This window comes from Bacillus sp. 491mf, assembly GCF_900112415.1.
GTDB lineage: Bacteria > Bacillota > Bacilli > Bacillales > Bacillaceae_G > Bacillus_A.
In genome coordinates this window covers 1-23,109 of sequence record NZ_FOLV01000043.1, presented here as the reverse complement: position 1 = coordinate 23,109, position 23,109 = coordinate 1, and the positions used below count along the sequence as shown (strand labels likewise).

At 35.7% G+C, this 23,109-nt stretch carries 22 protein-coding genes and 1 riboswitch; of the genes, 7 read left to right on the top strand and 15 right to left on the bottom strand.

Going from position 1 to position 23,109, the window contains the following annotated elements; genetic code table 11:
- Positions 1-22: 22 nt before the first annotated feature.
- Positions 23-886, bottom strand: coding sequence for a LysR family transcriptional regulator (locus BM211_RS22370; protein WP_090999632.1), 864 nt, complete (start codon positions 884-886; stop codon positions 23-25).
- A gap of 99 nt (positions 887-985) precedes the next feature.
- Between BM211_RS22370 and BM211_RS22365 the strand changes: the two genes are divergently transcribed.
- Positions 986-2,140, top strand: coding sequence for an MFS transporter (locus BM211_RS22365; RefSeq protein WP_035436297.1), 1,155 nt, complete (start codon positions 986-988; stop codon positions 2,138-2,140).
- 57 nt (positions 2,141-2,197) lie between these two features.
- Here the strand turns inward: BM211_RS22365 and BM211_RS22360 are convergent, their stop codons facing one another.
- The 7 genes from BM211_RS22360 to BM211_RS22330 all read right to left on the bottom strand — a co-directional run bounded on the left by BM211_RS22360 (position 2,198) and on the right by BM211_RS22330 (position 7,516).
- On the bottom strand, positions 2,198-3,007 hold the full coding sequence (locus tag BM211_RS22360) for a DUF4247 domain-containing protein (RefSeq protein ID WP_035436300.1): 810 nt from the start codon (positions 3,005-3,007) through the stop codon (positions 2,198-2,200).
- Between the two features lie 14 nt (positions 3,008-3,021).
- Positions 3,022-3,528 (bottom strand): DUF4178 domain-containing protein, encoded by a 507-nt coding sequence (locus tag BM211_RS22355; protein WP_090999630.1) that lies wholly within the window; start codon positions 3,526-3,528, stop codon positions 3,022-3,024.
- A gap of 22 nt (positions 3,529-3,550) precedes the next feature.
- On the bottom strand, positions 3,551-3,955 hold the full coding sequence (locus tag BM211_RS22350) for a DUF350 domain-containing protein (protein ID WP_035436304.1): 405 nt from the start codon (positions 3,953-3,955) through the stop codon (positions 3,551-3,553).
- Positions 3,956-4,223: 268 nt separating this feature from the next.
- Positions 4,224-4,889, bottom strand: coding sequence for a PspA/IM30 family protein (locus BM211_RS22345; RefSeq protein ID WP_035436305.1), 666 nt, complete (start codon positions 4,887-4,889; stop codon positions 4,224-4,226).
- Positions 4,890-5,119: 230 nt separating this feature from the next.
- Positions 5,120-5,287 (bottom strand): FeoB-associated Cys-rich membrane protein, encoded by a 168-nt coding sequence (locus BM211_RS22340; RefSeq protein ID WP_035436307.1) that lies wholly within the window; start codon positions 5,285-5,287, stop codon positions 5,120-5,122.
- A 16-nt stretch (positions 5,288-5,303) separates the two neighbouring features.
- Entirely contained in the window at positions 5,304-7,292 is a 1,989-nt protein-coding gene (feoB, locus tag BM211_RS22335) for a ferrous iron transport protein B (protein WP_035436310.1), read from the bottom strand.
- Positions 7,289-7,516 (bottom strand): FeoA family protein, encoded by a 228-nt coding sequence (locus BM211_RS22330; RefSeq protein WP_035436312.1) that lies wholly within the window; start codon positions 7,514-7,516, stop codon positions 7,289-7,291. The genes feoB and BM211_RS22330 overlap by 4 nt, the downstream gene beginning before the upstream one ends.
- Before the next feature lie 261 nt (positions 7,517-7,777).
- Positions 7,778-7,879: riboswitch (TPP riboswitch) on the top strand.
- A gap of 86 nt (positions 7,880-7,965) precedes the next feature.
- On the opposite strand from BM211_RS22330, the gene thiT reads away from it, so the two are divergent.
- Positions 7,966-8,562 carry an energy-coupled thiamine transporter ThiT gene (gene thiT / locus BM211_RS22325; protein WP_035436314.1) on the top strand — a complete coding sequence of 199 codons (597 nt, stop codon included), beginning with the start codon at positions 7,966-7,968 and terminating at the stop codon, positions 8,560-8,562.
- Between the two features lie 140 nt (positions 8,563-8,702).
- On the opposite strand, the gene BM211_RS22320 is transcribed toward thiT, so the two are convergent.
- Genes BM211_RS22320 through phnD form a run of 3 tightly spaced genes read right to left on the bottom strand, consistent with a single transcriptional unit; the run spans position 8,703 to position 11,672 of the window.
- Positions 8,703-9,353 (bottom strand): response regulator, encoded by a 651-nt coding sequence (locus BM211_RS22320; protein WP_035436316.1) that lies wholly within the window; start codon positions 9,351-9,353, stop codon positions 8,703-8,705.
- Positions 9,322-10,785: a sensor histidine kinase gene (locus BM211_RS22315; protein ID WP_035436318.1), complete on the bottom strand. Its 1,464-nt coding sequence runs from the start codon at positions 10,783-10,785 to the stop codon at positions 9,322-9,324. Before BM211_RS22315 ends, BM211_RS22320 begins: the two co-directional genes overlap by 32 nt.
- Positions 10,782-11,672: a substrate-binding domain-containing protein gene (gene phnD, locus BM211_RS22310; protein ID WP_090999628.1), complete on the bottom strand. Its 891-nt coding sequence runs from the start codon at positions 11,670-11,672 to the stop codon at positions 10,782-10,784. Before phnD ends, BM211_RS22315 begins: the two co-directional genes overlap by 4 nt.
- A gap of 925 nt (positions 11,673-12,597) precedes the next feature.
- On the opposite strand from phnD, the gene BM211_RS22305 reads away from it, so the two are divergent.
- Positions 12,598-13,962 (top strand): phosphoglycerate transporter PgtP, encoded by a 1,365-nt coding sequence (locus tag BM211_RS22305; RefSeq protein ID WP_090999627.1) that lies wholly within the window; start codon positions 12,598-12,600, stop codon positions 13,960-13,962.
- 82 nt (positions 13,963-14,044) lie between these two features.
- On the opposite strand, the gene BM211_RS22300 is transcribed toward BM211_RS22305, so the two are convergent.
- Positions 14,045-14,368, bottom strand: a complete 324-nt coding sequence (locus BM211_RS22300; RefSeq protein ID WP_090999626.1) for a hypothetical protein — start codon at positions 14,366-14,368, stop codon at positions 14,045-14,047.
- A 264-nt stretch (positions 14,369-14,632) separates the two neighbouring features.
- Entirely contained in the window at positions 14,633-15,304 is a 672-nt protein-coding gene (locus tag BM211_RS22295; protein ID WP_090999624.1) for a helix-turn-helix transcriptional regulator, read from the bottom strand.
- Between the two features lie 386 nt (positions 15,305-15,690).
- On the opposite strand from BM211_RS22295, the gene BM211_RS22290 reads away from it, so the two are divergent.
- The 4 genes from BM211_RS22290 to hpt all read left to right on the top strand — a co-directional run bounded on the left by BM211_RS22290 (position 15,691) and on the right by hpt (position 19,624).
- The gene (locus tag BM211_RS22290) at positions 15,691-16,065 is read left to right on the top strand and encodes a RidA family protein (protein ID WP_090999623.1); all 375 of its coding nucleotides are present in this window, start codon (positions 15,691-15,693) and stop codon (positions 16,063-16,065) included.
- Positions 16,066-16,401: 336 nt separating this feature from the next.
- Complete coding sequence (locus tag BM211_RS22285; protein ID WP_090999621.1) at positions 16,402-17,697, top strand: MFS transporter; 1,296 nt, start codon at positions 16,402-16,404, stop codon at positions 17,695-17,697.
- 36 nt (positions 17,698-17,733) lie between these two features.
- Positions 17,734-18,696, top strand: coding sequence for a sugar phosphate isomerase/epimerase family protein (locus BM211_RS22280; protein ID WP_090999619.1), 963 nt, complete (start codon positions 17,734-17,736; stop codon positions 18,694-18,696).
- Positions 18,697-19,093: 397 nt separating this feature from the next.
- The gene (gene hpt, locus BM211_RS22275; RefSeq protein ID WP_035436337.1) at positions 19,094-19,624 is read left to right on the top strand and encodes a hypoxanthine phosphoribosyltransferase; all 531 of its coding nucleotides are present in this window, start codon (positions 19,094-19,096) and stop codon (positions 19,622-19,624) included.
- 204 nt (positions 19,625-19,828) lie between these two features.
- Here the strand turns inward: hpt and BM211_RS22270 are convergent, their stop codons facing one another.
- A complete protein-coding gene (locus BM211_RS22270) occupies positions 19,829-21,775 on the bottom strand; it encodes an ABC transporter permease (protein WP_035436340.1) in 1,947 nt (648 codons plus the stop codon).
- A complete protein-coding gene (locus BM211_RS22265; protein WP_035436343.1) occupies positions 21,762-22,532 on the bottom strand; it encodes an ABC transporter ATP-binding protein in 771 nt (256 codons plus the stop codon). The genes BM211_RS22270 and BM211_RS22265 overlap by 14 nt, the downstream gene beginning before the upstream one ends.
- Between the last annotated feature and the right edge of the window lie 577 nt (positions 22,533-23,109).

Here is a 23,109-nt window from a genome sequence, read left to right as displayed (position 1 = left end):
ACACTCCTTTTTTGTTTGTTTTCTATCTGTAACCCATTGGTATTTCTTGATTTAAAAAAGCATCAATTATAGGCGAGCGTTCTTTAAACGCTAAATGAATATGGCGATATTGTTTTTGCTTTAATTTTTTTATTTCAATATTTTTATGTGATTTAAAGAATAGCTCAGGCCCCATTGTAATTCCAATATTTTGCGAAACCATGTTCACAATCGTTTCACAACTCAGCACCTCTAATATAATATTGGGACGTACTTGATAATCAGCTAAAATTTTCATCACTAATGGCTGATACGGGCCCTTTGGCATGATAAAGTCCATTTCATCAATTTGCTGAACATCCACCATTTTTTGATTCGTCAACGGATGATTTTTCGGTAACCCTAATACAATTTCATCTTTGCTAACTGGGATTGATTTTATTTGTTTATTTACATTTGATTCTAAAACAAATCCTATATCAACTGTACCATTATTAATCCATTCGACTACTTCTCCATATGTCCCCTCAAATAATAAAACTTTAATACCTGCATAACTCTGTTTAAGTTCTAATAACATAGACGGTAATATTTGTGCAGCTGCACTTGTAAATGCTCCTATTTTCAATGTTCCCTCTAATCGATTATTTTGTATAGATACTTCTTGTTTAATAGAAGCTTCACTCTTTAATACATTTTGAATATGGGGGAAAATACGATTTGCAAACTCAGTTTTTCTAATTTCAGATTGCTTATTCCGATGTAACAAAGGATAGCCTAACTCTTTTTCTAAACTAGCAATCGCATGGCTAACAGCTGATTGTGTCATATTCAATTGTTCTGCCGCTCTAGTAAAATTACCTAACTCTACTACCTTTTGAAAAATCTCATATCTAGCTATCGTCATGAATTTTACTCATACCTCTCATGTAAAATATGAATTTCCTTAATTTTATTATACCCGTTACGATAAAAAAAGAATAATTCATCAAAAGGAGGATTCGCATTGAATAAAATATTTTTATTAACATTCGGGATGTTCGCACTAGGAGTAGATGCTTATATAATGGCAGGAATCTTACCTCAAATCGCTGATGATTTTCATGTTTCAATAGGAACTGCTGGTCAAACCGTAAGCATCTTCACAATCTGCTATGCCATTGCTGCACCGTTATTCGCTGCAGGTATGAGAAGAACAAATACGAAACATACATTACTAGCAGCACTATTCCTTTTCACAGTCTCTAACTTCCTAACCGCTGTGACTCATCATTTTATTATTTTATTAATTTCTAGAGGCCTAGCCGGCATCGGTGCTGGGCTATATTCACCATTAGCGTCAGCTGCTGCTGTTACATTAGTTTCTGAGAAACGACGAGGAAGAGCACTAAGCACCGTTTTGCTTGGAATGAGTGCCGGAACCGTAATTGGCGTTCCGTTTGGTATATATATTGCTTCAATTTATAAATGGCGCATAGCGATGTGGTTTATCGTTGCAATTGGGGCAATCGGGATATTCGCTCTCTTCACTAAGTTCCCTATGATAGAATCTAGCCCTTTACCAACATTAAAAGAGCGACTAGGTATGTTCAAAAACAAAAAAATTTCTCTTGTCATGTTTATTACAATGATATTAAGCTTTTGTAGCTTAGGCCTGTATACATACTTAGATTCCATCATTATTGCATATGGATTTCAAAAATCCATCATGTTTATTTGGATGTGGGGAGTCGGTGGAATTGCTGGAAGCTTTACAATTGGATTTATAATAGATTTCTATAAAAAGCCAAAGATCATATTACTATACTTAATGGGAATCATGTTTTTCTCATTTATATGTATGGGAATTTTCCATAAAAATGCGTTATTGTTAGCCATTTTTTTAATTCTTTGGGGTAGTACAGGATGGGCGGCAGTAGCTACCCAGCAAAAAACACTTTTAGAAATTAGTCCAGATCATGCTACTATTTCAATCGCTTTACTTAGCTCTATTAATTATTTTTCGGGTTCCATAGGGACAATGACAAATGGAATATTTTTAGAAAAAGGAATAGAACCTATCACTTTGCCTTATATAATAGCCGGTATATCGCTTTTAGCTATAGGAGGACAACTCCTTTTTATAGATAAGAAAATTGTAAACGTGCGGGAACCTCACTAAATGATTAGTCATAAGAAAAAATCCCAAGAAGCATCTACTCCGCTCCTTGGGATTTCTTTATCTTCTCTTCGTAATTTTCCCAGAACCGCCAACCTTCGTTTTAGGGGGAGATGTATTCTTTGGCGGGCTTTTAATCGATGATTTAGGCTTCACATCTGCCCCGCTAGAATCCCCTGGTGATTTAATAATCTTCCCTTTATTCTCTGTAGAAGGCGGCGTATTTTGCGTGCCTTTTTCCGTAATACTTCCCGAATCACCTACTGATGGTTTTTGCTCTACTTTATCACTTCTTTTAATGATAGAGCCTTTACCTTGTTTCGTAATCGGCGGCGGTGTTTTCTTTTCTTCTTTTGTAGGTGGTCGTTGCGTAATAATCGGTTTATGATTTTGTCTGTCCGTATACCCGCGGTAGTCGCCATGATACGATCTTCGCGAATCGAATATATCATTTAATATACTTGCCAAAATATATCCTTCTAAAAAGGATGGCTGATAATTTTGACGGACAAACTCTTTATTGCTGATTTCAATTAATGTGTCAGATGGCTTCTCTTTATCCTTCTGAAGGTTATAGATTTTATCAGAATACACAAGGAACATCTGATTTTCGTCTTCTTTAGACGCTTGTTTTGGTTCCTGTTCATCAATTAATTCTTTAGCAACTTGAGGAACTGATTTATTGGCGGCCCGGTACACATAAGATTCTTGCTTACCGTCTCTCGCAACTGATTCCAACGGGTAACGATCTTGAATCGACTTTTCATTTTGACATCCCGATAAAGCAAAACCTGCAATTCCAAGTAACATAACAATAGCAAGTATAGGGATTGCGAACGATTTAATCATGGAAAACAATCGGTTTGACATGATTGTGCCCCCCCTTACGTTGCTCTTATGATTTGTACATCAGCTGAAAGGATTGATTCTCCTTCATACATCATTGTACGTCCATCTTGCCACTCAACGCGAAGCAGCTTTCGATTATCCGATTGGAACTCCCATACGTATTGTTCATCAGATGCTGCAAATGGTGTTTTCCCCATGACGACAACACGCCCTTCATATCGCTCTTCCAGATGATATTCAATATCGTCCATTTCAATTGTCGTTGGAATTTCATCGATTGAATCTAATCGTCCATCAATAGGCGCATATAGTTTATAATACGTATTTTCACGATTTTCAATTTTTAAATACCGAATGGTTCTTCCATCTTGTAATGTTAAAATCATTTCATTTCGAGAGTGCATGCTTGTTTTTCCAATCACTTCATACATGACTAATGAAACTTCAATCATGTCCCCAGGGGCTAACGTGAGTACCGTCTTCTCAGGTTTAGCAGGTTCCGGACTTTTTATTATATTTTTAATACGTTTAAATAAACTCATTGACCTACCCATCCTTTTCTCGTTATAGACATGCTGATAAAATAAGGGCGCCGACAATGTGCAACGAACCTGCTAATACAGCATGCGCCACAAATCCTTGCTTCGTTCCCTCATCTAAATCTAAATTAACTGTTTTTCGCAAAACAAGTTCAACAAACATTTCTACAACTAATAAAATTACAAAAGAGATCGCTGATGTAAGTAATGCTTGCCATAGATCGTTTGATTTTGCAATCGACTGCGATAAAATATATCCTTGCGCAAACAACTTCATCGCAAAGCGTGTCGTAACCGCCATATTTCCTTTTTTAATTTCTTCTAAATCTTTATATTTAGTAAAAAGTGAATCAATCCACATTAGTATAAATAAAAGAAGAGCACCTGCGCCAGTCCATACGAGCATGGCTAAAATATTTATCCCTGTCATTAAAGAACCACCTCTGAAAAAATAATAGAAAACCGACATGACTTCCTTCTATCACATGTCGGTTCTCTTGTCTATTTTCTATTCCTAACATATAAATCGCAGCTATGCAGCAGTGCAGCATAACCTGCTCTCGCTTTCTCCCTTTGTTTGAAACTTTGCAAGTGGCAGGAAAAGGCCCTGACCGCTTCTACGCACGGCTAGTTACTCTCGCCCACCTTAAAAAGAAAACGGTTTTCATGTCAGTTTTTTAACTTGTATTTCATATAGATTATTTCTCGTACTGCTTCATAATACGAGCTAATTCATCATCTACAACTGAGTTTTTGTTTAAGCTCGCAAATTCATCATCTAATGATTTTTCTTTTTTATAAATTTCTCCGCTCGCTTCTGCTTCCGCTTCTAATTGAAGAGCTTTTTCTTCCATGCGGCTTAAACCTGCTTTTGCTGTATTCGCATCAAAACCAGACATTGCCTGATTAATATTCTTTTGTGCTTTCGCTGCGTTTACACGCGCTACAAGCGTTTCACGTTTATTTTTTAATTCTGTTAATTGCTTACGCATCTCTTCTAATTTCATGCGAAGATTATCTGCAGCAGCTTTATTTTGCTCATAGCTCGCTTTATATTCGTTCATTTTTTGTTCTGCAGTTTGCTTTTCTTCTAAAGCACGACGTGCAAGATCAATGTTATTTGCTTGAACAGCCATATGCGCTTGTTCTTCACGTTTCTTTACAAGTGCTTCTTGCTCTTCAAACAACAATTTAAATTTTTTCTCAAGTGCAATTTGTGCTGCTACACTTTTCTCAGCTTCTTGTACATCCTCTTGCATATCACGTAAATACTGATCCGTCATTTTAACTGGATCTTCCGCTTTTTCAATTAATGAATATACATTTGACATCGTTAAATCTCTTAATCGCTTAAATACAGACATTCTAATTCCTCCTAATAAATTGCTTCATATTTCAAATTCAGTACTCGGAAAACTCAAAAATCTTCCTTTACAGTAAGAATATTCATTCTTTAAACCTATGTATACATTATATCAAAAATAAAGTGCACTCACATCTTGTTTTGCAAATATACAAGCGATAATATGACATTCCCATCATAACTTATAAAAAATATATTAAAAAAGCTTTGCGAGATCCGCAAAGCTTTTTTCTACTTATTCACAACTTGTTCCATATTCGGACTACAAACCTTTGACTGACATGATTTATTCAGAGAACATGCTGCACATTTCCCTTTTTTGCTTCGCTTTACGAAGTTCATTAGCGTATATCCTGCATATCCAAAAATGACAGCTCCAATTACAATATTGACTATCATTATGATACATCTCCTTTTAGAATCCGAGCATGGATCCAACTTGGTATATTACTAGTGTTAATACGTATGCAACCACAAGTGGATACACAACAGAGAAAATCGTCCACTTTAGAGATCCTGTTTCACGGCGAATAACCGCAACTGTCGCTAAACATGGTACATACAGTAAAATAAAGAACATAAACGAATATGCTGATAATGTTGTGAAATGCGTACCGATTACGTTTCCTAATACATCTTCTTTCACAGAATAAATAATTGCCATTGTAGAAACAACAACTTCTTTTGCTAAAAATCCTGTTAACAGAGATGCAGCTGCTTGCCATGTTCCAAAACCAAGCGGCGCAAGAATTGGAGCAAATAATCCACCGATCATCGCTAAGAAACTATCTCCCATCCCTACATCGAGTCCAGATGGCCCAGCATAATTTAATAACCAAATTACAACAGAACCACCAAAGATAAATGTACCTGCTTTACGTACAAATCCTTTTCCTTTTTCCCACGTACTGCGCCATAACGTTTTTAGTTGCGGCACACGGTAAGGCGGAAGTTCAATGACAAAAATAGACTTCTCTTCTTTTAAAACCGTAATAGACATAATTTTTGTAACAAGTAATGCCAGAATAATACCAATGAGATATAAAGAAAATACAACAGCTGCTTGACTATTCGGGAAAAAGACCCCTGCAAATAGTGCATATACAGGTAAACGGGCTGAGCATGACATAAACGGTGTCACTAAAATCGTAAGCAGCCTCTCTTTCTCCTGTTCAATCGTCCTCGCAGCCATAATGCCTGGTACATTACAACCAAAACCGATAATCATAGGAATAAACGCTTTTCCGTTTAGTCCAAAAAACTCCATCACACGATCCATTACAACGGCAATACGCGCCATATATCCGGAATCTTCTAGTAATGAAATGAAGAAGAACAATACGAAAATTTGCGGCACGAATACTAATACCGCACCAACTCCTGCAATAATTCCATCTGTAACGAGCGCTTGAATAAACTCAGACGCACCAATATTCGTAAGTCCTGCTGTTACCCAATCTGTAAATGGCCCGCCAACAAACGCATCAAATTGATCCGATAAAGGCGTTCCAATCCACGAAAACGTAACTTGAAAAATTAAAAACATGATTCCTAAAAAGATTGGTAGTCCCAAAATTTTATGCGTAATTAATTTATCAATTCTTTCCGAAAAAGGAATACTTCCTTCTTTTTCATTACGAATCACACTTGTTTTCAACTTTTCAATATACGCTGCACGTACTCCGTATATATGCTGTTCTAGCGTAACATCTAATTCTTCTTCTACTGCAGAGCGAATTGCTACAAGTTCGTTATATACATGCGACTTGGCAATTTCTTTCTCTACCACTTCGTTATTTCCTAAAAATTGAAGCGCAAGCCATCTTGCATGCTCATCATTTTCGCGCTGCAATTTCTCCATAACGCGCTGGATTCCTGTCTCGACCGCTTTACCATATGAAAGAACAAACGGTTTCTGCCCCGCCTTATCGCCTTTATGAAGAGCAGCTAATAACTCCTCGCATCCTTTTCCACTTCTTGCGATAACAGGAATAACTGTTACACCTAGCGTTTCAGATAGCTTCTTAACATCAATCGTAATCCCGCGTTGTTTTGCCACATCAATCATATTTAAACCGATAGAAAGCGGTTTTCCGAATTCTAACAATTGTAATGTTAAATGCATATTACGTTCAAATTGAGAAGAGTCCACAATATTTAACATATGATGAAATTCTTCTGTTAATAAAAATTGTGTAACAACTCCCTCATCACGGGATACAGGATTTAAATCGTATATACCTGGTAAATCTATTAACATTCCTTGCTTATCTTTTAACTTACCAATCTTTTTTTCTACGGTTACTCCGCTCCAGTTCCCAACGTATTCATAAGAACCAGTAAGCGCATTAAACAATGATGTTTTTCCCGTATTCGGATTTCCTAGCAAAGCAACCTTGTTCACGCTAATTCCACCTTTATCATTTTCGCATCACAATGACGAATAGAGATTAATTGTCCACGGCATTCTAATGTACATGGACCATTAAGCATTGCCTTTTGTTTTAAACAAAGCTCGCAGCCCTCAGAAAATCCAAATGAAGCCAAACGGCGTTTTAACAATTTATCAAGAGATTGTAAATCTTTTACACGTACTTTTTCATCTATACTCATATCAACTAAGTTCATAAATTATCCCCCTCAAAAGATAACGATAATTATTATCAATACCAATTATAACATGACTCTCTGAAAAAACACTATACAATATACCGTGAATTTATTACTATTTTTTGTACAATTCCATCTTATTTAACATAAAAATCGTTGTTATGCATGGCCAGTCGCCCCTCCCTAAAAAGAAAGGGGTTTTTATTTCAACTTATATATAAATTAAATTTGCCATTCTTATCCATTGTTATTACAATGGTAGTAACAATCTAAGAATCTCGTTGTCACAGGGGGAGCCACGTCGCTGAGAGGGAACACTTTGTTCCGACCCTTAGAACCTGTTAGTTAATGCTAACGTAGGAATTGTGCAAACATATATACATAAGTAGTGATTTTCAATTTGTGTATTTTCATCCCCCTATGATAAAGATTCTTCTTTTGTAACTTGGATGTAGGGGGATTTTTACATGCGTAATACAAATTTACAAGCGATGATAGAGGCGGCGATTCTTGCAGCATTTGCGTTAGTCATCGACATTTTGCCATTATCTATTAAACTTCCAACAGGCGGTTCTATCTCGTTTGCGATGATTCCAATTTTTATTGTTGCTTACCGCTGGGGATTTAAAGCGAGTTTCTTAAGTGGTCTCGTTTGGGGATTATTACAAATTGTCGCAGGAGATGCATCTATTTTTACGCCGGTACAAGCGTTTATTGAATACTTCATCGCCTTTGCCTTTATTGGCTTTTCTGGATTATTTCATGCACCAATTCAACAAGCAATTGCTAATAAACAAAAAGCAAAAGCAATCATGTATGTCATTATCGCTGCGTTTATTGGTAGCCTAGCTCGTTATTTTTGGCACTTCATTGCTGGCTTTATTTTCTTTGGACAATATGCACCAAAAGGACAATCAGCTGTTTTATATTCCTTTATCTTTAACGGCATCACAATGATTGGTTCTTTCGCAATGTGTGCGGTTCTACTTGTCGTTTTATTTACAACAGCACCGCGCTTATTTATGAGCGCGAGTATAAATACAAGCAAAAAAAAGATTGCTTAATCAGCAATCTTTAGAGTCTCTAAGTATTTCGGAAATAACTATAATATAACGAAACAAAAATCCCATTTTTCTAAAGTGGGATTTTTGTGTTGTTTCAAATCAGCGAAAGAAAAAAATCTTTTATAACAAGCATTATCCCGTCATATTATATGTATTAAATTATACTTTATGGCATATTGAACAAGTTCACTTTTCTTAGAAAGATTAAGTTTGTTCAACATTCTCGTCTTATGGGTATCAACCGTTTTTATACTGATCGTTAATTCCCCAGCGATTTCAGACATTGAAAAACCTTGAACAAGAAATTTCAATACCTCTCGTTCACGTGGACTTAAAATTACATATGGATTTCGAGAATCCGTTTCGTTTTGCATTTTTTTTAACATAGTTGAAATTTCCTTTGGACGGAGGTATATGTACCCATCCATAACAGAATCAATCGCATTGTATAATTCTTCATCGACAGCCGCTTTAGGGACGTAACCTGAAGCTCCCGCGTTCATGATTGATGTTATATAATCCTCATCTTCATGCATGGTAAGCACGATGACTTTCGCTTGTTCATAGCGTAATTTAATTTCTGTTAAAACTTGAATTCCATCTATGCGTGGCAAAGATATATCTAATATCAAAATATCGGGCCTTAAATTGTCGTAAAGCCTTAGTGCTTCAAATCCATCAGCAGCTTCACCTACAACCTTTAATGATGGCCTTTTTTGTAATAATAGTTTTAAACCAGCTCTCATCAAAGCGTGGTCATCAACTAACATTATGCTGATTGTCTTTTCCATCTTGATCCCCTTCTCTCTGTTTTAATGGGATAGACACACTAACTTCCGTTCCACCGTTATTGTGAGTTCTAATCAAAAATGAACCTCCTAATAATTCTGCTCTTTCCTTCATTCCATATATTCCGATTCGATTTTGCTGGCGAGCTTTTTCAAAATCATCCTCATTTATACCGTGACCGTTATCATGGATGTTCAACAAGATCGAACAATCTCTTATCTCCATATTAATCGTAATCTCAGTCGCTACTGTATGTTTCACTACATTGGTAAGACTTTCTTGAACAATTCGGTATAGTGCTACAGCAATATGACTATCTATGACGAAGGCGTCATCATCAGGAACGTGTAGAGTTACCGTAAGAGCGCATTTTTCTTCAAACTTTCTTACGTATTTCCTTAATGCAGGAATTAATCCCATATCATCAAGGATCGGTGGCCTTAATTCTACTGCTAAATCTCTAATTTCTCGTAAAATACCGGCTGCTGTCTCTCGACTTGCATGAAGTAGCTCCAGTTGCTCGTCATCTTTAGCTTCATTAGCCAAAATACGCATTGTAACCATTAAAAAAGTTAGGGCTTGGCTTGTTTCATCATGAAGTTCACGAGAAATTCTTTTTCTCTCCTCCTCATGAGCGGATAGTAGTTTCAAAATCAACGTATCTCGAAGGGCATCCTTTTCTTGAAGTTCCTTCAATAATTTCTCTACTGCAGTCCTAGAACTAATCAGATTGTCAGCCATTTCATTAAAAGCCTGTGCAAGTTTTCCAACTTCATCATCACCTACTGCTTTAGCTCTTAAGGATAAATTACCAGCTGATATGCCTGCTGCTGTATCAACTAAACTATTAATTGGCCGGGTAATGATACGGGTCACATAATAAGCGATCCCTGCTGCTCCCATGCAGACCAAAAATGTAGCAACAACCAACTCTATTATTTTAGTAAAAATATAGCTTTTCGCCTGTTTTTCTGCCATTCCAACTCTAACGAACCCTACATCTCCCTCTTCAATCGGAACAAGTATGTCATGAATATTTCCTTCATCAGAAGTTAGGATCGCGTAATTTTTAGTATTAACACCATCAGGCTTATGTGCGTTTAATATTCCTTTCGGCAGGTGCTTAGAGAATGTATTACCGACAAGAACATTATTATTGTTAACGACCAGTATATAACGAACATCTTTGTTCGTTTCCTGTGCACGTGTAATGAGAAGATGGATTGAATAATAGTCGTCAGTCAAAATGTAATCCGAGGACAATGCTGCAATATTTTCAGCAATATTTTCACCACGTTTCTTTAGGTCTTCTGTCATGATTTTTGTGAGTGATTCCCAAATGATACATCCTAATACTAGGGCGAGAAAGAGTAGCGAAATGAATATAGCTCCAAATATTTTTTGGTTTATTTGTAATTTATTCAGCCACTTCATAGATGACCCTCATATAACCTTGATTCAAATGGAACAAAACGATCAATGAACAACCCTTGAAACGCTGGTTTTATTATTTCTTGTTCGTGCATAGTAATGAAACTTTCTTTAATAATTCGCTTCTCCTCATCAGGTAAATTACTATTGATGACGACAGGACCGGTACCAATCGGTTCCGTTTTTGCAATAATTTTTAAATCCTTAATTCGTTCTGGATTTTTAAGTTTCGTACGCTCAAAGACTAGGCTATCAACAGCTGCAGCATCAACAACTCCATTTATTACAGCACTTAAGGAGTCTTCATGATTATATGTAAAAACATAACGCCCGAAGAAATGCTCTGGTGTTTCACTTAATTCAGCTAATTTTTTCCTCACAAAAATATATCCGGAATAACTAGTTGGATCGCTAAAAGCAACGTTTTTCCCTCTCAAATCATGTATACTGGATATTTCATTTTTGCGGTGTACGACGACATAACCATAATAATATGGAACTCCCATTCGCTCTTGCATAGCAATTGCTTCAAGTCCCTCAACATGTCTGTAAGTGATATATGCTCCTGTTGAAAGTATAGCTATGTCAGCACCTCCATTCATCATCAACATACTAATCTCATTATAACTCTTGCGCTGAATTAGAATTGCAGGTCTATGGAGCTTCTCTCCAATATAGTTAGCTATTTTCCTATAGTGCATAATGGTATCAGTCTTTGATAACACACTTGAAATTGCGATTCGTACAGGAGCGGGATTGTCGTCTTGGTAACCAACAGGCATGGTGTCAAATTCGGAGAAAACAATTTGAGGGTTCGAACGCTCATGCTGACATCCTATTGCAGGTAAAGTAGTAAGCAATATTAAAAAAATCCTCAACCAATTTGTCATACTTTCCTCCGTTCTTACAGGCGAGGAATTTATCCCGCTATTCGTGGGCAGTAATACTCCCGCCTCAAAATTCAGCAAAAGCATCGTCCAGCTCTAGCGGCTAGAATTTCCAGCCGTTTCGCCCCCTCGGACGAGGCAAAAAGCGCCTCTCTGTCAGGGGCGTGGGCGTCCTGCGATTCTGAGCGAGCCGCTTCCGCTTTTCCTAAGAAGTTAGGCGGGAGATAAACTGCCCGTAAAAGCCCGATTGGTGAGGGCTGATAATCAGTGGGGAATGAAGAAAACCCCCACTGATTAAAGTTTCACTTTATCTCCTTATTACTAGCTCCCCAAATCACGATTGAGAGAGCTGCGTTGTCCATCAGTGAAAGATGAATATCACTATCACCCACTAATAGAAGTTTCACTTTATGTATGATGTGAAAATCCCCTAATTGAATCCTACTTAATTTAGGATTTTTGCAGTTTATATTCATATATTACTTCAGGACAATATGCGAAATCTATGAAAGAATGTATCCATCACTCCTTTTCATGTCAGAGTTGTGACAAAAAATATATAAATACTTTCTATTTATATCTCCCCTGACCGCTCCTATACAGAGCCCATTCCTCCCAGGCCATTAAAAAAGTGCTTTTCTGCCTTTTTTTCATAGAGTGACTGAGTAGTTACAAAACAGATTTATATAGCCATGAATATTGCTTGTAGGATAAATTCTGACAGACTCTACTATTTTATCCTACATAAAATCAGATATTTACTGATATTTTAACGAATTGGCATATAAGATAATGTAACAAAGGAGGTATGATATAACGCAAGTATTTGTGAAAACGTCTTCACCAAATTGGCATTCTATTTATATACTAAATTTCATGCTAGTCTAAGTTTTTTGTAAATCAAAGTAAAGAAATCGAGGTAGATAATATGTTCTCATTTTTGAAACCTAAAATTGCTACTACAAAAATAGCACCAGATCAGGTTCAAAAAACCTATAAGCTTTTCCGGATACAATCTTTATTAGGGGTGTTCTTAGGTTACATAGCTTACTATATAGTACGTAACAACTTTGCCTTATCTACTCCTTATTTGAAGGAACACCTTAACCTTAGTGCTACAGAAATAGGATTATTAAGCAGTTGCATGCTTATCGCTTATGGAGTTAGTAAAGGTTTGATGAGTAGTTTAGCCGACAAAGCGAATCCTAAAAGTTATATGGCGCTTGGTTTGCTTCTTTGTGCTATGGTCAATATTATGATGGGATTCAGCACGGCATTTTGGATGTTTGCAATTCTTGTTGTTTTCAATGGGTTCTTCCAAGGAATGGGAGTTGGACCTAGCTTTATTACCATCGCAAATTGGTTTCCTCGTAAGGAAAGAGGAACTGTCGGTGCGATATGGAATATTTCTCACAATATAGGCGGAGGTATCGTAGCACCTATCGTCGGTATGAGTTTTGCTATGTTAGGCTCCAATCACTGGCAAGCGGCAAGCTACCAAGTCCCTGCTGCTATAGCTATTGTTATTGCTCTAGTAATATTAGCTCTTATTAAAGGCTCACCGGTAAGTGAGGGATTACCTCCGTTAAACGAAATCGTCAAAGACGAATCCGATTCGAAAACAAAACAAAGTGTTGATTCAAAACCACCAACAGACATGAGTGCTTGGCAGATTTTCAAGAATTATGTTTTATTTAACAAAAATGCATGGTTCGTTTCCTTCGTAGATGTTTTCGTTTACATGGTTCGTTTCGGCATTATAAGCTGGTTACCTATTTATTTATTACATGTGAAACATTTCACTAAAGAAGAGATGAGTGTGGCCTTTTTATTCTTTGAATGGGCAGCTATTCCTTCTACCCTTCTGGCTGGTTATGTATCAGATAAATTATTCAAAGGGCGCCGCATGCCGCCAGCAATCATTGCTATGTCAATGATACTTGTCTGCATCATCGGTTACTGGCAAAGTACATCTTTACATTGGGTAACGATCTTCGCTGCTATTATTGGTTGCTTGATTTACATTCCACAGTTTCTAGCTTCAGTACAAACTATGGAGGTAGTTCCAGCTTTCGCTGTTGGCTCTGCAGTTGGTTTGCGAGGTTTTATGAGTTACATTCTAGGTGCATCTTTAGGTACGACTCTCTTTGGAGTAATGGTCGACAAGGTAGGATGGAATGGTGGTTTCTATGTATTACTAGCAGCAACTGTTTGCTGTATCATCTGCTGTATATTGGCTCATCGTGGAGCAAAAGAGCTAGAATACAACAAAAAACATGGAATCCAATCCTAAATCCTATTTATCTAGCAACAACCAAAAAAAGATTGCTTAATCAGCAATCTTTTTTTGTGTCTCAGTTTTCTTAGTTACTTTCCTAATGTGACTCTCTGTTTCTTACCACTTTTGGAGAAAGAGAATGGAGTGCGCGGCTGCTCTCAAATTCATTCTTACCGTTTTGCCTATGAATCCAAGATTTCATCTCATTCCATAAAACAACTCTATGCACATCATACCCTATGTGATATTGCTCATTTATGTTCTCTTTGTAATTCTCATTCCATTTGTACCATACGATTTTATCGCTTGAATCTACTAGTATTTCTCGCTGATCAATGACAGTTGTATGATCTTTATTATTAGCTAACATAATCGCATCATTTTCTAATAATAAAGCAAGAGCCTCTGAGCGCTTCTCCATTCTCTCTCTCCTTTCAATTGTAGTGCCTAACGTCTTACTTCTCTAAAATGTGTGTGCTTTTCATAGATAAGTTTATTCAAAATAATGCTGCTAAACTATCGATTTACCTTACAAAGAACCTTACACTTTTGTAAGGTTCTTTGTAAATCTTAATATAATGCTATTTCACTTCGCAAGACCTAATTAAATAAGAGATACAAATTCGCTTCATATGACAGTACCGTTAATGGAACAAAGTAAAGTAAGGTAAAGTAAATGTGCCATTTACTTTACCTTGTTTAAATACCGATAGATCGTTGCTTCTGATGCCTTTAAATGTTTAGCTACTTCACTTACGCCGCCTTTAAGTAAAAATACCCCTTTATCATTAAGTTTTTTTATCACTTCCATTTTTTCATCAGGAGACATTCTCTCAGGCGAAACTTCACATTCTAATAAAACTCCTGTAATAAGTGATGAAAGAAGACTATCTAGATTTTCTTCTAAGTTCTCAGAAAGGTCTAATTCAAGATTAGGATGAGCCTTCTCTTCCTCTACATTCACGCTAGTATTACTCATAATTATATTGTCTAACCAGTCCCTTGCCTTTATCACATTACTAATATCAATGTTCACACACAGCATTCCAATTATGCTGTTGTTTTCATCTTTAATAAAATAGCTTGACGAACGAAACGTCTGATTATTTTTTGAGTTTCCTTTGTAATTAGAAATATAATGTTTATCTATATATTTTTTTTCTTGTAGAATCTTTAAAGCTAGATCTGTTAAATGTCCACCAACGTTTCTTCCACTAAGATGTCCGTTCACAGCCTCTATTATAGATTCGTCTGGATTCGTAACATCATGCAAAACAACTTCACAATTTTCTCCAATTACTTCTGCAATGAAATGGACAAGAGGAATATACCGCTTTAACTTTTCTTTATTTTCCATTGATATCGCACCTCTTTTTAAGATAAGAAGAAAGTATAAAATTTCGTACCAACACTTTGCTTTCTTCCTTTTATAGTATACAACATAATCTCCTACATCTCTTAACAAGACATAGAGAAGGCTGGCTTAATGACTCTAACCACTACTATTTTACTACACAATCCTTCCTTAGAAGATAATAAGATGACTTCCACCCAGTTTTTCTTGATTTTTCCTTTCTATAATAATTTACCAAATAATAAATTATTATCACAACGAAAATTTATTATTATTTTTTAACTTTTTTCAAAATATCTATTGAAATATTAAAAATATAGCATTAAAATAAACTTGTGCTAAGAAATTATTATAATAAAAAAAAATTATTATCACAGGGGGTTTTTTGAATGAACACGGTTATTTCTACTGAACGTGCACCAGGTGCAATTGGTCCTTATTCACAAGCAATGAAAGCGGGCAATTTTATCTTTACTTCTGGGCAACTGCCGATTGATCCTAAAAACGGAGAAATGCCTGAAACAATTAAAGAGCAAACAATACTGTCATTAGAGAATGTAAAAGCCATCCTAGAAGAAGCAGGAAGCGATTTAAGTAAAGTTGTTAAAACAACCGTATTTTTAAAAGATATGAATCATTTTGCACAAATGAATGAAGTTTACACTACTTACTTTACAGAAAATTTCCCTGCTCGAAGTGCCATTCAAATCGCACGATTACCAAAAGATGCACTTGTTGAGATCGAAGTGATTGCAACTTTATAAATTTTTCATACTGAAAAATTGAATAGGAAAAATAAGATAACATTCCCTTACTATGAAACGATTAAAATACTTAATCTTTATAGTAATGGAGTGATAAATTTCCAGGCCTTATGAAAGCGCTATCTTTTATAAAAAATTAATCTCTGAAAAGGAAAAGAATGATTGCAACTTTATAAATTTTTCATGCAGAAAAATTAAATAGGAAAAATGAGATAACATTCCCTTATTATGAAACGATTAAAATACTTAATCTTTATAGTGATGGGATGACAAGTTTTAAGTTTTATGAAAGCGTTATCTTTTTTTAAAAAATTAACCTCTGAGGGGGGGAAAAGGATGGATACTCCAAAAAAAAATAAGTGGTTTGCACTTGTCGTACTGATTTTAGGTGGAGGAACAATTTTTAAACTTCCGTTTTTAAAAGATGCTTTTTATATTCCCATGATGGAATATTTTCACTTATCTCATACTCAAATAGGTGTAATCTTATCAGTTTATGGAATTATCCAAGCATTTGGTTATATCGCATCGATGTACATAGTGGACAGGTTTTCCAAGAAGAAAATCATACCGTTCAGCTTAATTGGTGTTGGCGTATCAGGGTTGTATTTAACAACATTTCCTGGTTATTATGGCGTTTTAACCGTTTGGATTGTTTTCGCTTTATTTGCAGAGACTGCATATTGGCCTGCGTTAATTAAAGCTGTAAGGTTATTAGGAGATAAAGATGAACAAGGTAGAGTTTTCGGTTTCCTTGAAGCAGGAAGAGGCGTGGTTGATACAGTTATCGCTTTTGGTGCCCTTGCCATTTTTAGTTGGTTAGGATCAGGAGCAGCTGGCTTTAGAGGTGCAATCATTTTCCTTGCATCAGCAGCAATTTTTATTGGTATCATTTCTTATTTCTTAGTAGAAGATGATGAAATAATAGATACTGATGAACAAGGTAATAAAATTAACAAAAGTAAAGCTGCACTTGACGGCGCTCTACAAGCATTAAAGATGCCTGAAGTATGGGCCGTAGCATTTACTATATTCTCTGTTTATTCCGTCTATATAGGTTTAACATATTTTATCCCGTTTTTAAAAGATATTTATGGTATGCCTGTTGCACTAGTAGGCGCTTATGGAATTATCAATCAATACGCTATAAAAATGGTTGGTGGTCCGCTAGGAGGGTTCTTAGCTGATAAAAAATTTAAGTCTCCATCTAAATATTTGAGACTTGCTTTTATAGTCGCAATTATCGCAATGACTATTTTTATCTTCTTACCTCATGAGACGATGAATGTATATACTGGAATGATCTTTACACTTAGCTTTGGCACAATTATTTTCACTCAAAGAGCAGTATTTTTTGCTCCTATTGATGAGGTGGGAATCCCAAGAGAAATCAGTGGTGCATCTGTTTCCATTGCTTGTTTAATAGGATATTCACCTTCGATGTTTGCATTTTCTCTATACGGAAACATGTTAGATAGAGCACCAGGAATGGCTGGTTATAGACATGTATTTTTAACAATGATTGCTTTTTCCGTGCTTGGTCTAATTATTAGTAGTTATTTAGTTCGAATTGTCAAAAAGAAAAAAAATTTACAAGTAAATGAGGAAAGTTCAGTTTTAAATGAAGCATGAGATTACTAACATGGAGATAGGAAAGGTGAGATTATCATGAAAATTGGATTAGAAACAGAAAGCTACCATTTATTTTTCCACAATAAACGTATGGATATTTTTGACTTTATAAGAAAAACTGCTGAACTCGGATTAGACGGAGTACAAATTAATATTATTACAAATGAGGCAGACAAACATTTACATCCAGAGTGGGGAGTGCTTGGCGGGAACGAGCCTGATCACTTGAAAAAGGTTCGAGATGAAATTCAAAAATATGGTTTATACGCTGAAATTGATACAAGAGGTACAGATATAGAGCATTTAACAAAAGTAATAGATATCGCAAATCAAATTGGTGCAGATGTCATTCGTACTTACGTTTGTGTAGGTGAATACGATGCTGAAAAAATGGCTAAAGCTCCTGAAGAACTCAAACAAGTCGTACCATTATTAAAAAAATATCGAATTAAACTTGGTGTTGAAAATCACGAAGAAGAAACAACAGCTGAAGTAATTAAAATTATTGAAGAAGTGAATAGCCCATGGGTTGGAGCACATTGTGATTTAGGAAATGGAATGATGGCATGGGAAGATCCAGTTGAAGCAGTAAGAAAGTTAGCTCCGTATGCCTACACAACTCATTTTAAAGATCATATTGTCATTCATGACGGTGAAGACCATATAGTTTGTGGGGTCCCAGCAGGAACTGGAAATATCGACTTAGAAGAATGCTTTAAAATATTAGTGAATGAATCAACACTAACAAGAATCAATGTAGAAATGTGTTTTCCATATGTAGCTCCATTTAAACGTCCAAAAGGAACTGGAGGCGTATATGAAGTCGGCGTGGGAGCATTCAAAGTAGAAAATCCTCCATATGAATTAAATGTTCTGAAGACGGCAGATTACTATTATCCACCTGAACATCTATTAGAACAAATGCTTGAAGATCAAGAAAAAGGTGTTCAACAATCTGTAAACTATATACTAGCTTTAAGAGAAAAATATTGCAGATAAAAAAATCACAATTAGGTAATTTATTACAAGACAATGGTGCTAGGCAGTACGAAAAGTTTCACTTTTCGGTATGATTCAGATCAGCAAATCGACTACTTGTATGTCGAATATCGTCGAACGGTCTTTAAATCGTGTCGAAGCGCCGATATATTGTGAAAAGCGCTGATATATTCTAAAAAGTGGTCGATATATCGTGAAAAGCGCCGATATATTGCAAAGAACAGTCGATAACGGAAAAAAGGAGTGACTTTTGAGTCAGCTCCTTTTTTGTTTCACTCCATTACATTCCAAATATTATGTATATTCTTTTTAAAGTGAGAACCCTCTTCTTTGACTTTTTCCTATCAATCCTTTACAGTCAAACTGTGCATAAGTTTGACAATGTAGGAGGCTTCCAATGGATATTCAACTAAAAGATACTTTATTCTCACAAGAACAGCTACAAGAAAAAGTAAAAGAATTAGCACTGCAAATCGAACGTGATTTTGAGGGAGAAGAAATTTTTGTTATTGCTGTATTAAAAGGTTCTTTCGTATTTGCAGCAGATTTAATTCGTCATATTAAAAATGATGTAACAATTGATTTCATTTCTGCATCTAGCTACGGAAACCAAACAACAACAACTGGAAAAGTGAAACTACTAAAAGATATCGATGTAAATATTACTGGTAAAAATGTAATCGTAGTAGAAGATATTATCGATTCTGGTCTAACACTTCACTTCTTAAAAGACCACTTCTTGATGCATAAACCGAAAACGTTAAAATTCTGTACGCTTCTTGATAAGCCAGAACGCCGTAAAGTTGATTTAAAAGCGGAATATGTTGGCTTCGTGATTCCAGATGAATTCATCGTTGGCTACGGCATTGACTGTGCTGAGAAATATCGTAACTTACCTTATATTGCGTCAGTTGCAACTGATAAATAATACGACATACATACTTAGCAAAAAAGGATTGATCTCAAAAGGTACATTACTTTTGAAATCAATCCTTTTTTACGCTTTCACCGATATATCGGCGGAAATGGTGAATTTATCAGCGCTTTTTGCAATATATCGGCGCTTCGACAGAATTTAAAGATCCTTCGGTGATATTCGACATATAAAAGGTCCGCCCGCTAGAACTTTCTACTACTCTCCGCTCACAATCTTAAGATAAGAACGAACCGTTAAGAAGTAATAACCAATATAAATTATACTGTACACGCCGATAATCATTAATAACGGAATTAAAATTTCAAACGTCAATAAGTTTGATAATCCTTTTAGCGCAAATAAGCTATGCAAAATGCCAACCGCTAAAGGAATCGCAAAAATAAAGAGGATCTGCTTTGCAATTGCTCTCTTCATTTCTTGCTTCGTTACGCCAATTTTCCGAAGAACAACGTAGCGTTCGCGGTCTGCATTTGCTTCCGTTAACTGTTTGAAGTAAATAATAGATCCTGTTGCAAGTAAAAATACAAGCCCTAAGAAAACACCGATGAACATCATCATACCCGCTTCTTCCATACCGTCTTTAAACCCGGTATAGAAATCCTTAAAGACCGGGGCAAATTCAGAACCTCTCGGCATAACCTTTACTAGCTTCTCCGTTAATACTTTACTGTCTTTCTCATTTTTCACATTTACATTTTGGACAACTCTTGTTTTAGATGTCTTTTTTGCTTGTTCATATACGGCATCTGGCACAACAACTACTACTTCTCCTAAATTCGTAACATTAAGACCTTCAGCATCTTTAATTGTTAATGCCTTCGTTTTATTTCCAATAGGAAATACTGCTTTCTTTCCTTTGTATGCTGTACTAAACTCTTTTCCTTCGACATACATACCATCAAATACAAATGCTTCTCCTGCTGTTAAACTTACCGCATCTACATTCATTTTTTTCGCAATTATATTGAAACCTGACTGTGACACAAGCTGATACCGTTCTGTCATTATATAATGATCATTCATAGTTATATTTGCTTTTTTGCCTACGAATTTCCCCTTCACCGGCACCATTTCAATTTCAAATTGCTCTGTAATCGGATTGTGCTTCTTCTCCTCTGCGAAGGTTGCATTCACCTTTTGTTCAAAAGCGGCATCTTTTTTCTCATAAGAAAAACTATACGGGGCAAAATCCTTCGCTTGTGTAAATGTATTATAATACGTCGTAACAGATGTACCAACAGCCGTTAATGTTAGCGCGCTCAAAATAGAAATTGTCGCCAAAGATTTGGCATTTCCTTTAATACGGTATAAAAGCTGAGATGTTGTTACCATATTCATTCCATTATAAAAGGATGCTTTATGATTTCTTGCTCTTCTTAAAACAACAACTGTAAAGAACATAAATAATAAATACGTACCAAGTACGGTCGCACATAAAATATAAAATGCGATCATCATGAAATCTGCGTATTGAATTGCTTTCATAAATAGAAGTGATAAGAAATATCCAGAAGCAATTAAGAATACTGCAATACATGCCATAATAATAGATTCTTTCGGCATTCCTTCTCCTTCACGTTCAGCGCGGAATAGTTCAATTAATTTAAAGCGATAGATTAAACGATATCCTTGCAGCGACGTGTATAAAATAATAATAAAGAAAACAATTGCTGTATTCATAATCGCCGCTAGCGGTACTTCAAAATGAACTTGTAAATCAAGTCCCATTAAGCCTACTAATAATTCAAGAAAGAACTTAGATAGTACACTGCCAATTACAATCCCAATGACTAGCGACATTAACCCCATTAACAAATTTTCATAAAACAGCATTTTCCCAATTTGGCGTTTACGAATTCCGAGTAAAGAGTATAAACCAACTTCTTTTTTTCGTTTCCGTGTAAAGAAACCATTGGAATAAATAATAAATACCGCTACGAAAATAATGAGCATCACGCTAGAAACTTGGAAGGCACCGCTAATTTTTTTCGACCCTTCCACTGCTTTTTCTATTTGCGTATTATATTGAAGCGATGCAAATGTAAAATAAATGACGATACTAAAGATCATCGACATAAAATATAAAGCATAATCTTTAAAGTTACGCTTTATATTGCGAAGGGCGATACTAGCTAACGTCATCTACTGCACCTCCAGAGATCGTAGACATTACATCTAATACTCGCCCAAAAAATTGCTTACGTGTAAATTCTCCTTTGTGCAGTTCTTTAAATAACTCACCATCCTTAATGAAAATAACGCGCTTACAATAACTTGCAGCAAACGCATCGTGCGTAACCATTAAAATCGTCGATTGGTCATATTCATTTAATGATTTCAAACTCTCCAATAAATCAGTTGCAGACTTAGAATCTAGCGCACCTGTTGGCTCATCTCCAAAAATGATCCTTGGGTTTGTAACAATCGCACGCGAAGCTGCACAGCGCTGCTTTTGTCCACCGGATACTTGGTATGGATATTGATTTAAAATATGATCAATGCCAAATTTTTTCGCGATTTCAAGAACGCGGCGGTTAATTTCACTTGCCTTTACTTTTGATAGCGCAAGTGGGAGTGCAATATTTTCTTTCACCGTTAACGTATCTAATAAATTATAATCTTGAAAAATAAACCCTAAGTGATCACGACGGAACAACGCTAATTTATCATCATTCATTTTCACAATATCATTTCCATCAATTAAAGCTTCACCGCTCGTTGCGTTATCAATTGTAGAAAGAACATTCAATAAAGTTGTTTTCCCTGATCCAGACGGCCCCATAATTCCAACGAACTCGCCTTCTTTCACTCGCAAGTTAATGCCTTTTAACGCCTCGTATGTATTTCCACCGGTATTATATACTTTTCTAATATCATTAGCTTTTAATACTGTCTTCATTACTATATCCCTCGCTTTACCTTATCATTATCCTTGCCACGATCACACTTCCTTACACAATTAAAATTGTTATATAAGAAACCTTATCTCTATAAAAAAGTTATATTAGAATTCCTTTCCAAATCACCTTGCTACTATAACATTCCCAATAATAGTAGGCTATCTATTTCTCTTACATAAACCTTACATTTATGTAAGATTGAAAAAAGCCACTCTTTCAAATGGAAGAGTGGCTTTTTTCATAAATGTTGTTGCTATTTAAATAAAATGATTGGCATTATTATAATAATATAATGTTTAACCTATATATTAGGAGAAACACCCTTTTAAAGCAGAACTTTTTTCAAACGAAGTTGACGCATGTTAAACATAGTAGAGAAAAACAGAAAAATAGCGATTAGCTTTCCATATAATTGGCACTCTAATCGCTCCTGTTTTACATTATGATAATGAATTTTACTCACACAAATGACCTGCACATCAATTCATCTTTGCTATACAGGTCATTTGTATGATAATTTTTATAAATAATTGCGGAATCATGAACTTACATTACTGCTTTTAATAGTTCTGCTAC

Excerpts from the sequence above, each read along its gene's own strand:
- BM211_RS22280 (WP_090999619.1), top strand. The coding sequence starts at position 17,734 with ATGAAAATTGGATTAGAAACAGAAAGCTACCATTTATTTTTCCACAAT.
- phnD (WP_090999628.1), bottom strand. The coding sequence starts at position 11,672 with ATGACAAATTGGTTGAGGATTTTTTTAATATTGCTTACTACTTTACCT.
- BM211_RS22265 (WP_035436343.1), bottom strand. The coding sequence starts at position 22,532 with ATGAAGACAGTATTAAAAGCTAATGATATTAGAAAAGTATATAATACC.
- BM211_RS22290 (WP_090999623.1), top strand. The coding sequence starts at position 15,691 with ATGAACACGGTTATTTCTACTGAACGTGCACCAGGTGCAATTGGTCCT.
- BM211_RS22370 (WP_090999632.1), bottom strand. The coding sequence starts at position 886 with ATGACGATAGCTAGATATGAGATTTTTCAAAAGGTAGTAGAGTTAGGT.
- BM211_RS22350 (WP_035436304.1), bottom strand. The coding sequence starts at position 3,955 with ATGACAGGGATAAATATTTTAGCCATGCTCGTATGGACTGGCGCAGGT.
- BM211_RS22340 (WP_035436307.1), bottom strand. The coding sequence starts at position 5,287 with ATGATAGTCAATATTGTAATTGGAGCTGTCATTTTTGGATATGCAGGA.
- thiT (WP_035436314.1), top strand. The coding sequence starts at position 7,966 with ATGCGTAATACAAATTTACAAGCGATGATAGAGGCGGCGATTCTTGCA.
- BM211_RS22360 (WP_035436300.1), bottom strand. The coding sequence starts at position 3,007 with ATGTCAAACCGATTGTTTTCCATGATTAAATCGTTCGCAATCCCTATA.
- BM211_RS22320 (WP_035436316.1), bottom strand. The coding sequence starts at position 9,353 with ATGGAAAAGACAATCAGCATAATGTTAGTTGATGACCACGCTTTGATG.
- BM211_RS22315 (WP_035436318.1), bottom strand. The coding sequence starts at position 10,785 with ATGAAGTGGCTGAATAAATTACAAATAAACCAAAAAATATTTGGAGCT.
- BM211_RS22295 (WP_090999624.1), bottom strand. The coding sequence starts at position 15,304 with ATGGAAAATAAAGAAAAGTTAAAGCGGTATATTCCTCTTGTCCATTTC.
- BM211_RS22330 (WP_035436312.1), bottom strand. The coding sequence starts at position 7,516 with ATGAACTTAGTTGATATGAGTATAGATGAAAAAGTACGTGTAAAAGAT.
- BM211_RS22270 (WP_035436340.1), bottom strand. The coding sequence starts at position 21,775 with ATGACGTTAGCTAGTATCGCCCTTCGCAATATAAAGCGTAACTTTAAA.
- BM211_RS22300 (WP_090999626.1), bottom strand. The coding sequence starts at position 14,368 with ATGGAGAAGCGCTCAGAGGCTCTTGCTTTATTATTAGAAAATGATGCG.
- hpt (WP_035436337.1), top strand. The coding sequence starts at position 19,094 with ATGGATATTCAACTAAAAGATACTTTATTCTCACAAGAACAGCTACAA.
- BM211_RS22285 (WP_090999621.1), top strand. The coding sequence starts at position 16,402 with ATGGATACTCCAAAAAAAAATAAGTGGTTTGCACTTGTCGTACTGATT.
- BM211_RS22345 (WP_035436305.1), bottom strand. The coding sequence starts at position 4,889 with ATGTCTGTATTTAAGCGATTAAGAGATTTAACGATGTCAAATGTATAT.
- BM211_RS22305 (WP_090999627.1), top strand. The coding sequence starts at position 12,598 with ATGTTCTCATTTTTGAAACCTAAAATTGCTACTACAAAAATAGCACCA.
- BM211_RS22355 (WP_090999630.1), bottom strand. The coding sequence starts at position 3,528 with ATGAGTTTATTTAAACGTATTAAAAATATAATAAAAAGTCCGGAACCT.